The sequence below is a fragment of the Peribacillus sp. NPDC060253 genome (genome assembly GCF_042727425.1).
Taxonomy (GTDB): Bacteria; Bacillota; Bacilli; order Bacillales; family DSM-1321; genus Peribacillus.
On the sequence record NZ_JBHXAS010000027.1, the window covers coordinates 40119 to 48975 of the forward strand.

The following is an 8857-nucleotide window of genomic DNA, read 5'->3' on the forward strand; positions in this document are numbered from 1 at the left end:
CTATCATATTTGTTTATATTCTAAAGGTTTTTTCATCGTAATTTCAATGTATTCAAGCTAAGATTGGCCTTTAGAGGAGAATAGACACATGTAGGTACATGGGAGAGCAGCTCGTTCCTGCAACCCAAAAGACTTGCTACATACCCATATAGCATTACCCGATACATAAAAAAACCAGACTCCTTATTTACAATGTAAGCAAAAATGAATAGTGCTATACATTATATAAAGAGTCCGGCTTCGTTCACAAGGACAGCATGATACAATTAAGTGTTATCTTACTCTTTGTTCACTAATTGACGTTGTGCTTTTTCGATAGCAAGTTTTACCATGTTACCTGCGTCTTTGGCTCGGATTCCTCCCCAGCCTTCTTTTTGGACAACATCGTAAAATCCAAGTTCTTTTGCCAATTCTTCTTTAAGACCATCTGACATAATCCCTTTTTTCCTGCTCAAGCGAAGCAACCCCTTTCACATGCTGTCACATGCCTAGTGTTTGCATCATACGCTATTTCATTACATCCTTTTTACGCCTATATTGGGCCGCTCAGGTAATTTATACAAAACAAAAAGCAGCAAACATAATTGTTCACTGCCTCGTCTAAGTTACATCTCTTGTTGTTTGTTTAAAAATGTTAGTTCCACGGTTTCCGTTAAAACATCCGCATAGCTGTAAGATACTCTTTCAAACGCATTTTCATCTTGGTCGAGCTCAATTACAAAAACAGCCGGATAAGTTTCCGCCAAAGTTCCAAAACGTTCTACAGTCTTTCTTCTTCCACCGTTTGCTTTTAAAAGCAATCTTTTGCCTAGGTTTGAATCAAGTGCAGTTTTAATATCAGCTAGAGTTTTTGGCATTTTCGGTCCACCTCACTAAGTTAAGTATATCACAATTCACAAATATACGCAAACAAAATAATAAATTATATCAGTACTTAAAAATGCAGTCAATATATTTTTATCTGAAATCCGGCAAAATCGCGAACAATTTTATTATATCCTGGGAAATGAAAAATTATGTAAACGAACTATTTCATTTTAATCAAGCCGAATTTTCGTAATTAAAACATCATTTCGTGTCGTTACTCCTCAAAAAAGCTCGATTTTTTTGAGTATATCCGAACTCCAACACGTTAAAAGCAAGCTGCATTATTTCAAAATGCAGCTCGTTCATTCTTCCTGAAATGGCCTGAAAGGCAGACCGGTCCGTAACACACCTTTTGTCTCAATTCCGCCTAACCCCTTCTCTCCTGTTAATGTATTCCGAAGGACATCCCATACATGAATATGCTCAGTAAAAGGCGTAAAGCTTACCTTTCCAACAATATATACTGGATCTAGAGCATGAATATTGACACGGGAAGGCGAGCTTGCAAAATTTGCCCCAGCTTGGATCAGCGACTCAAAATGAGATTGACAAGCTCCTGCAAATATTATCAATTGGTCTAAATGTGAAACCTTCCTTCTCGCTTCTCTAACTGTCTGTACAAAGTCCTTGGAGTGACGGTAAGCATTGATATCGGACATTGGTCCTTTTGATTTTGAATAGGCATCATGACCTGTCACAACAAGGATATCCGGCCTATAATGATCCAACAGCCCCCCGATTCTTTGGGGCATTTCCTTTTCACTGCAATAGACACCATTGACCGGAATACTGAATTTCTGATATAGATCCAGGCATTTCCTTAAGTAAGACGCATCCCCATCAACATGGAGGACCCTGCCTGGTATCTGAAAATATTCACCGCTATACCGGTAACCATTACTGGATTGATATCCGTTTTTTTGTTGTTGCAGCTCAAGATCTTGTGTTAATAAGCGGTAAGATTGTTCTTGTAGTACCTCATTGGACCTTTGTCGGTCACTTCTTTCATTATCATTTATGATCATTAAATCCTGAAAAGGTGCATCTGCAATCAATCGGAAATCTTCCCCATAAAGAATCGCTTCACGTCTTCCATCTACATCCCGGATATCAATTACCCGGAACACCAGGTCGCATTTATAAGAAACCCGACCAACAATATCGTTTATTTGAATATTCATGGCCCCACCCCATGAGAAGACTTATTTTCAGCCTGCCCTAGTTTATTTTCATTCTTAAGTTATGCGAACCATTCTTGAATGGTGAAAGATGGGGATTGACTACATTTCCATTCATGAAAGTCATATCCAGAACAAAAAAAAAGCCGGAAGTTGGGAGTAATCCCGTTCCGACTTTGACTTTTTCTACTTATTCTTCATTTAAAATTTGGCAATAACGCATCACTTAAGCGGCCAAATTCTTCTATGCTCAGTGTTTCACCGCGTCTGGATGGATCTACATCCGAAGCCTCGAGAGCAGCAAGTACGAGTTCTTTTTTTGATTTACCATCTGGCAGCTGACTGGTTAAGTTGTTTAAAATCGTTTTCCGGCGCTGCGCGAAGCTCGCCCTGGTCACAGTGAACAAGAAATCCTCATCCAGGACTTCAACGATTGGCTTAACTCGTCTAGTAAGGCGTATTACAGCTGAATCGACATTAGGTTGAGGCATGAATACCGTTTTGGGTACGATCATCACTGTTTCCGCTTCGGTATAATATTGAATGGCAATGGATAACGAACCGTATTCCTTTGTCCCAGGTTTAGCGGCAATTCGATCGGCGACTTCCTTTTGCAGCATGCACACGATGCCTCTAATGGGAAGGTCCTCAGATAATAGCTTTAAAATAATGGGTGTCGTGACATAGTAAGGCAGATTTGCAACAACCATCAAGTCCGAAAAGCCAGCGAATTCCTCCTCAATGACCTTCTTAACATCCGCTTTTAGAACATCTCCGTGAATGATGTTCACGTTGTCATAAGGGGACAGTGTATCCGATAAGATGGGCAGTAAACGCTGATCGATCTCAAAGGCCGTAACCTTTTTGCTGCTTTTCGCTAGTTGTTCCGTCAATGCGCCGATCCCAGGCCCGATTTCAATGGCGCCGCTTTCCTCTGTCAAATTTGCATGTTCGACAATACGCTTCAAGATATTCGTATCAATTAAAAAGTTTTGGCCTAAGCTCTTTTTAAAGGAGAATCCGTACTTCTTTAGTATATCTTTCGTTCTGACAGGGGTTGCAATATCTTTATTCATGTTTTTCCTCCTGATTTATCTGTACCATTGCTTCATAAAAAGCCTCAGTTGATATTTGGAACATTTTTAGTCTCTTATATAACTGTTTACCATTCGTAAATCCGATTTTCAAAATAGATCCAAGTCTTTCCCTTCGTTCCTTGGCACCCGATCCTCCAATTAAACCTGCATCTATTAAATCCTGCTGTGAAATCTCTTCTGCAGCCTCTTCATCCATTAACTGTGCGTCCTTCAAGGCATTACGAATGGCCTCGGGGGAAGCATGCTCCACACCTATCCCTCTACCTGACTTAGGAAGGGCTTCCTTCTTCGTTAAAAAGGCGTGTTTACAGCCCTTTACTTGTTCTGAAATTATATTCCTGATTTTTTGACCAGGAAAATCAGGATCTGTGAAAATGATGGCTCCTCGTGTCCTCTGTGCAAGTCTCACCTGCTCGATACAGGATTCATTCACAGCAGAACCGTTCGTTTCTATTGTATCAGCATTAACAGCCCTTTTTATCGCTACCGTATCGTCTTTACCTTCTACAACAATAATTTCTTTAATCTTTTTCATATTTTCCTCCATACAGAAAAGCGCAAGCGCTTTGATTAGCTCGTAATAAATGTAACTGGTCCTCTTAAAAATACCTACCCTTTTCTTATTAAACTTGTAGGATAGGAATTCACTCCAGCCAACATCATTTATGAAAATTCACCTATAATGAACTCTTATGGAATATTGATACGTCTATCTTATTAAAACAGTTTTACATAGGGTTTTTCAACAAATGGAAAATAAAACGTCAAAAAACAGGAGACGAATTCATCTCCTGCGAGAGAAACCTTATTAGTTCAATACGCGAACCTTTACTTTCTTTACACCCCAGCGATATGCATCATTTTTTGAGGAAAAGAAGACATCTATCCTATTTCCCTTTATTGCTCCACCTTTGTCAGCAGCTACTGCATAGCCATATCCCTCTACATAGACTTTCGAACCCAAAGGAATTACGCTTGGATCGACAGCAATGATTTTCGCACCTGGATTACTCTTAAGATCTACGCCTGTAGACGTGACACCGGAACAGCCCTTACAACTTGCAGTATAAGCCGTTGATGATACATATATTTCTTTTCCATTTGTAGAACTAACGTTGGTTACTCCGCGTGATGCTTGGGCAACCGTCGTTTGATTTCCGACCGTTACAACCTTATCCTGCTTTTTATGAACTACTTTCTCTGAAAGTAATTCTCTTTTGACCTCTTTGCCATTTTCTTTAATAACTTCATACTTCTTAGAAATGAGTCCGTCTTTTCCTTCTTTGACAACTTTCTCTTTCCCTTTTGATAAGGAGTCATCTTTTTTAGTTATGACAGCAAAGTCAACTGGTTCTTCCACTACATCGGTGACTTTTTCAATTCGAATAACGTTTACCGTATTCTCAGCTTCAACTTTTTCGGCTAATTCTGGCTCAACTCGATCCAAATCATTGAGTTTTACTCCTTGTTGCTTTAAAAAGTCAGCGACAGTAGTCGAAGTTGACCATACCTGTTTTTCGTCTCCACCCACCACTAATTTCAGTGAAAAGGCTTTGTCTATGGCAACTTCCATATTCGCTTCCAGCTTCGTATTTTTGGAAGGCGTGATCTTATCCTGATCCTTTATATTAAGATCTTGTTCTTTTAAAAGTTCGCCTACCGTATCGGTAGTTGACCAAACTTCCTTTGCCTTGCCATCTTCGACCATGACGATTTTTTGCGCAGGCTTCCAGACCACCTCTAAATTATCATCGACCTTGCTGTCTCTTGATGGGTGGACATAGTCTGCGGCTTGAACGGTAATCTCTAAATCTTTCAACATATCATTTACAGTAGATGCGTGTGTCCGCACTACCTGTTTTTTTCCGTCTAGCATTATTGTAACTGTATGCTTTGTTCCTTGATAGATTAGTATTCCCAATGCTGTAGAAACAAGAATCGCACTGCATATGGCAATTGCCATTCTCTTCTTCCCAAAAGGTTTGGGAATAAGGTTTTTCATAGTTTTTAATAGAATGAAAAACTCCTCCTTCCTCCCGGTGATTATATAGACATAGTTATCAAGCTGTCAACCCATTCACTTCTCATTTAGGAAATTACTACCTATTATGCATATTCCGCATTGAAAAGGAAAGGGTGACTTCTCGACATAATAACCCTATAAATGGTGTGAGATTTGTAGAAATCTTAAAAAATGCGATTTTAGCTAGCGAACCCCGGGGAATATTGTAAAAAAAACTGTCAGTTAATGCCGAATAATTTCTTGGCATTTTCCGTTGTTGCCTGGGAAATTACCTCTATCGGGAGTTGTTTGATTTCAGCAATTTGTTCTGCAACAAGCTTCACATAGGAAGGTTCATTACGTTTCCCTCTATAAGGATGGGGCGCTAAATATGGACAATCTGTTTCAATCAATAACCGGTCTAAAGGTACGGCTGCTGCCACCTCTTTAGGTTTTTTTGCATTTTTAAAGGTAACGGGGCCACCCAATGAAATATAGAAATTCATATTAATACATTCCAAGGCTGTTTCTGCACTTCCGCTAAAGCAATGCATGATGCCTCCCACCAAAGATGCCTCTTCTTCCTTTAATATGTTCACGATATCCGCGGTCGCTTCCCGATTATGGATGATGATGGGCAGCCCCACCTTTTTCGCCAATCGGATTTGCTTCCTGAAAACCTCCATTTGAACATCTTTCGGTGATTTATCCCAATGATAGTCAAGACCCATCTCACCAATGGCCACAACCTTTGGATGATTGGATAATTCCTCGATCCATAGTAAATCCTCTTCTGTCATATCTATAGCATCCACAGGATGCCATCCGACTGCGGCGTACATGAAATCATAAGTTTCTATTAATTCCATCGCCCTCGTAATGGTAGGCCGGTCAAAACCAACGACTACCATATTATTCACTCCTGCTTCCTTAGCTCTTTTGATGACCTCTTCCAGATCCTCGTTGAATTGTTCCGCATTTAGATGAACGTGTGTGTCGAATAACATTATTCTTCTTCCTCTCTAGCACTATTTTATTAAAAAAAGAAAGTTTTATGTTTCACATTTAGGTAACAAAAAGATTACAGAGGGCCTATATGCCCCACAAGTGACTGTAAACCTAAAAAACAAACCTATAATCATGTACTTTATCCAAAAGCATAAAGAAAAAAACATAAAGATGTTTCATATGAAACACCTTTATGTTTTTATGGGTTTATTTCACCTTTGAACCATTTGGAATCGCTGAATCAATTGTAGCCACTGAGAGCACTCCATCCTGGCTACCTGCCAAAATCATTCCTTGAGAGAGCTCGCCACGCAACTTAACAGGTTTTAAATTCGTTACACAAATCACCTTTTTGCCTACTAAATCCTCAGGTTTATAGTGCTGTGCAATCCCTGATACGACTTGGCGTTTCTCATAGCCTAAATCAAGCTGCAGTTTAAGAAGCTTATCCGCTTTCTTTACTGGCTCCACTTCCATGACCTGGGCAACACGAAGCTCCACTTTTGTAAAGTCATCAATAGTGATTTCATCAACCTCTGAAATAGTCTCTTCCACTTTTTCCTCGGCCTTAGGGGTTCCACCCTGCATTTGTTCTTTAATATATAAAACTTCCTCTTCCATGTCCAAACGAGGGAAGATAGGCTCCCCTTTCAAAACCTTTGTTTCAGCAGGAATTTGTCCGAACTCCGCTAAGCTATCCCAAGATTTTAAAACATCGTCCTTGATGTTAAGCTGTGCAAAGATTTTTTCAGGTGTTTGCGTCAAGAAAGGCTTCAAAAGAATTGCGGTCCTGCGTAATGATTCCGCCAAATGCACCATGACACTAGCAAGCTCTTCTTTACTTGATTCATCTTTAGCAAGAGTCCATGGCTGAGTTTCATCAATGAATTTGTTAGTTCTGCTCACAAGTTGCCAAATGGATGTTAGCGCAACTGAAAATTCCATGTTTTCCATGGCTTCCTCATACTTGCCTACCGCAACTTGATTCATTTCAAGCAAAGCCTTTTCGAATTCGCCATTGGATCCTTGGTAACTTGGAATCACACCATCAAAGTACTTATTGACCATTGCCACTGTCCGGTTTAATAAATTCCCTAAATCATTTGCCAAGTCAAAATTGATTCGTTCTACAAAGCCCTCCGGCGTAAATACTCCATCAGAACCAAAGGGAACTTCACGCAACAAGTAGTAGCGTAAAGAATCCAAGCCATATCGATCTATCAATGTAACAGGATCGACTACATTTCCTTTTGATTTGGACATTTTACCATCTTTCATGAGAAGCCAGCCGTGGGCAAAGACTTTCTTAGGAAGCGGTACATCCAGAGCCATTAACATGATCGGCCAATAAATAGTATGGAAGCGAACTATTTCCTTTCCGACCAGATGCACATCAGCAGGCCAATAATTCAAGTATTTAGAATCGTTATCCGTGCCATATCCTAATGCCGTTATATAATTGGTCAATGCATCAATCCATACATAAATGACATGTTTCGGATCACCTGGCACCTTGATGCCCCAATCGAACGTCGTACGGGAAACGGCCAGATCTTCCAATCCAGGTTTAATGAAGTTATTGATCATTTCGTTTTTGCGGGATTCCGGTTGAATGAAACCCGGGTTTTCCTCATAAAACTTCAGTAATCGATCCGAATATTTACTCATCTTAAAGAAATAAGACTCTTCTTTTACCTTTTCAACTGGTCTGCCGCAATCTGGACAGTTTCCATTGCTTTCTTCCACCTGACGTTCAGTAAAGAAAGATTCACAAGGTGTGCAATACCACCCTTCATATTGGTCCAAGTATATATCACCCTGATCCAATAGCCTTTTGAAGATTTTCGCTACAACCTCTTTATGACGATCTTCTGTAGTTCTAATGAAATCATCATAAGATATATCAAGCTTTTCCCAGAGCTCTTTAATCCCCGATACGATATTATCTACATATTGCTGCGGTGTGATTCCTTCTTCAGCGGCTTTGCGCTGGATTTTTTGACCATGTTCATCAGTGCCCGTTAAATACATGACATCAAAGCCACGCATCCTTTTATAACGAGCCATGGCATCTCCTGCCACTGTGGTATACGCGTGCCCTATATGTAAATTACCACTCGGATAATATATGGGTGTCGTGATATAAAATGTTTTTAATTTATCTTGCACTTCGTTCCCTCCTCATCGTTTGAAAAACTGGCTTTAGGACTGGCCAAAAACCTACAGTCTATATTTAAAGCTATTATCTCTATTTTAACGCTATATACGATTCTATGCGACAATAATCACTAATCAAATCACCATGTTAATAGAATAAAAATTTCAATTAAACTGAAGGGTAAACATCCCTTATGTCAGCATTACCTCTTACCTCAACAAAATATACCTAAAATTCTTTTTTTGTGCAACAACTCACAAGTTATAGCTTTTTTGAAGAATTATCCTTAATTCAGAACTTTTGTTTTGAAACTAAATTGTATTTAATCATATAATAGAGTAGGAGAAGGATATTCTTACATGCACAGTTTGTCCAATAATGGTGAAGCGAGTAGTTCTTTGTAGCCTATATTTTTTAAAATTTACAAAGGCATCGCCGCTTTTTTTCTTTATAACCCTTTTTGTTCCTTGGAAATGCAGCCATACTCTTTTTTTACAAAAAAATGAAAATAAATCATTGACGTATTTGGGAATGGCTGGTATTATAT

At 39.3% G+C, this 8857-nt stretch carries 9 protein-coding genes; all 9 read right to left on the reverse strand.

The window, feature by feature from the left end; translation table 11 throughout:
- Positions 1-278: 278 nt before the first annotated feature.
- Complete coding sequence (locus tag ACFWE9_RS09810; protein ID WP_230162010.1) at positions 279-455, reverse strand: small, acid-soluble spore protein, alpha/beta type; 177 nt, start codon at positions 453-455, stop codon at positions 279-281.
- 150 nt (positions 456-605) lie between these two features.
- Complete coding sequence (veg, locus tag ACFWE9_RS09815; protein ID WP_034316343.1) at positions 606-857, reverse strand: biofilm formation stimulator Veg; 252 nt, start codon at positions 855-857, stop codon at positions 606-608.
- Between the two features lie 312 nt (positions 858-1169).
- On the reverse strand, positions 1170-2048 hold the full coding sequence (yabG, locus tag ACFWE9_RS09820; protein ID WP_230162008.1) for a sporulation peptidase YabG: 879 nt from the start codon (positions 2046-2048) through the stop codon (positions 1170-1172).
- A gap of 194 nt (positions 2049-2242) precedes the next feature.
- Positions 2243-3121, reverse strand: coding sequence for a 16S rRNA (adenine(1518)-N(6)/adenine(1519)-N(6))-dimethyltransferase RsmA (rsmA, locus tag ACFWE9_RS09825; protein WP_230162006.1), 879 nt, complete (start codon positions 3119-3121; stop codon positions 2243-2245).
- Positions 3114-3677 (reverse strand): ribonuclease M5, encoded by a 564-nt coding sequence (gene rnmV, locus ACFWE9_RS09830; protein WP_230162004.1) that lies wholly within the window; start codon positions 3675-3677, stop codon positions 3114-3116. The genes rsmA and rnmV overlap by 8 nt, the downstream gene beginning before the upstream one ends.
- A 273-nt stretch (positions 3678-3950) precedes the next feature.
- Positions 3951-5105, reverse strand: a complete 1155-nt coding sequence (locus ACFWE9_RS09835; RefSeq protein WP_230162002.1) for a resuscitation-promoting factor — start codon at positions 5103-5105, stop codon at positions 3951-3953.
- A gap of 278 nt (positions 5106-5383) precedes the next feature.
- Positions 5384-6151, reverse strand: a complete 768-nt coding sequence (locus ACFWE9_RS09840) for a TatD family hydrolase (RefSeq protein ID WP_230162000.1) — start codon at positions 6149-6151, stop codon at positions 5384-5386.
- Positions 6152-6359: 208 nt separating this feature from the next.
- Positions 6360-8321, reverse strand: coding sequence for a methionine--tRNA ligase (gene metG, locus ACFWE9_RS09845; protein WP_377356603.1), 1962 nt, complete (start codon positions 8319-8321; stop codon positions 6360-6362).
- 315 nt (positions 8322-8636) lie between these two features.
- On the reverse strand, positions 8637-8857 hold a 221-nt coding region (locus ACFWE9_RS09850; protein ID WP_377356605.1), incomplete at its 5' end, for a hypothetical protein.

Bases quoted from the DNA above. Each gene is read 5' to 3' on its own strand.
- veg (WP_034316343.1), bottom strand. From the start codon at position 857: ATGCCAAAAACTCTAGCTGATATTAAAACTGCACTTGATTCAAACCTA.
- yabG (WP_230162008.1), bottom strand. From the start codon at position 2,048: ATGAATATTCAAATAAACGATATTGTTGGTCGGGTTTCTTATAAATGC.
- rsmA (WP_230162006.1), bottom strand. From the start codon at position 3,121: ATGAATAAAGATATTGCAACCCCTGTCAGAACGAAAGATATACTAAAG.
- rnmV (WP_230162004.1), bottom strand. From the start codon at position 3,677: ATGAAAAAGATTAAAGAAATTATTGTTGTAGAAGGTAAAGACGATACG.
- ACFWE9_RS09835 (WP_230162002.1), bottom strand. From the start codon at position 5,105: ATGGCAATTGCCATATGCAGTGCGATTCTTGTTTCTACAGCATTGGGA.
- ACFWE9_RS09840 (WP_230162000.1), bottom strand. From the start codon at position 6,151: ATGTTATTCGACACACACGTTCATCTAAATGCGGAACAATTCAACGAG.